We start from the raw sequence: 1,647 nt of genomic DNA on the forward strand, positions 1-1,647 counted from the left end.
CATCTACACGCCCGGCGAGATCACCGGTCTGCTGGAAGCGGCTGGCCGGCTGCGGCGATACGAGCGTTCGCGGATCTTCCCGGTCGTGTTCGGGCTCCTCGCGGCGACGGGCATGAGAGTCGGGGAACTCCTCGCGCTCGACGCCGACGAGGTCGACCTGGACGCCGGGATCATCACGGTCAGCCGCGGCAAGTCCCGCGACCCCCGGCTCGTCCCCGTCCATGCCACGACAGCGGCGACGCTCACCGAGTATGCCGCCCGGCGCGCCGATCGCACGGCGCAGTCCGCGGCGTTCTTCATTGATCACCGCGGCAGGCGGCTGTCTCGCTGCAACACGCAGTATGCGTTCGAGCGGGCCCGCGAGGCCGCTGGCCTGACCGCGGGCGGGGCCAGGCCGCGGATGCACGATCTGCGGCACACGTTCGCGGTCACGACGCTGCTGGGCTGGTATCGCGAGGGGGCGGACGTCGCGGGCCTGCTGCCGAGGCTGTCGACCTACCTCGGCCACAGCAACCCGGCCAACACCTACTGGTATCTCACCGCCGTCCCGGAGCTGCTCGCCCACGCCGCCCGCATGCTCAACATCGCACAGCAGACGACGCGGGAGGCGCGCACATGACCGCGTTCGCTCCGCTGCTGCAGGCGTTCTTCACCGACCGGCTCATCACTCAACGCCACGCCAGCGCGAACACAATCGCCGCCTACCGCGACACGTTCAGGCTCCTGCTCGCCTACCTTCACGAGCACACCGGGACGGCACCTGCGGGCCTGGACATCGGCGATCTCGACGCGACCCGAATCGGCGGGTTCCTCAGTCATCTCGAACACGAGCGGGGCAACAGTCCCCGCACCCGCAACGCGAGGCTCGCAGCGATCCACTCACTGTTCTCCTACGCCGCACTGCGGCATCCAGAGCACGCCGACACCATCGCCCGGGTCCTCGCGATCCCCGCCGCGAGAATCCAGCGCAACCTCGTCACCTGGCTCACCGACGCCGAGACCACCGCGCTGCTGGACGCCTGCGACCAGACCACCCGCACCGGAAGACGCGACCACGCGATGTTCGCCCTCGCGATCCAGACCGGGCTGCGTGTCAGCGAGCTGACCGGGCTGAACCTCGCCGACATCCGCACCGGGACCGGCGCGCACGTCCACTGCCTCGGCAAGGGCCGTAAGGAACGCGCCACCCCGCTGCTGCCCGACACCATCGCGATCATGAACGCCTGGATCACCGAACGCGCCACCCCCGGCACGGAGCCGCTGTTCGCGACGACCACAGGCCGGCGCCTGAGCCGCGACGCGGTCGAAGCCAGGCTCCGCCACACCACCGCCGGAGCGGCCAAGTCCTGCCCGTCACTGACGGGCAAGAACGTCACCGTCCACACGCTGCGTCACACCGCAGCGATGCGGCTGCTGCACGCGGGCGTCGACGCGACCGTGATCGCGCTCTGGCTCGGGCACGAGAACGTCGCCACGACCAGCATCTACATCCACGCCGACATGACCATCAAGGAGCAAGCGATCGCGAAGACCACACCGGTCGGCACCAGCCCCAGCCCGCGCTACCAGCCCAGCGACACGCTCCTGGCGTTCCTCGACCGGCTCTGATTATGCCGACAACCGCAGCCCGCCCACCGCCGCTGACCA

General features: G+C 69.9%; 2 protein-coding genes. Both read left to right on the plus strand.

Features of this window, described 5'->3' with window-relative positions; genetic code table 11:
* Window positions 1-619 (plus strand): tyrosine-type recombinase/integrase (locus LOK55_RS13870; protein WP_229935840.1); only part of this gene is annotated, 619 nt, incomplete at its 5' end.
* The gene (locus LOK55_RS13875; protein ID WP_141381569.1) at window positions 616-1,608 is read left to right on the plus strand and encodes a tyrosine-type recombinase/integrase; all 993 of its coding nucleotides are present in this window, start codon (window positions 616-618) and stop codon (window positions 1,606-1,608) included. The genes LOK55_RS13870 and LOK55_RS13875, both read left to right, overlap by 4 nt.
* The last annotated feature ends 39 nt before the right edge of the window (window positions 1,609-1,647 follow it).

The organism is Microbacterium sp. F2E, from assembly GCF_020905435.1.
GTDB classification, from domain to species: Bacteria; Actinomycetota; Actinomycetes; order Actinomycetales; family Microbacteriaceae; genus Microbacterium; species Microbacterium lacticum.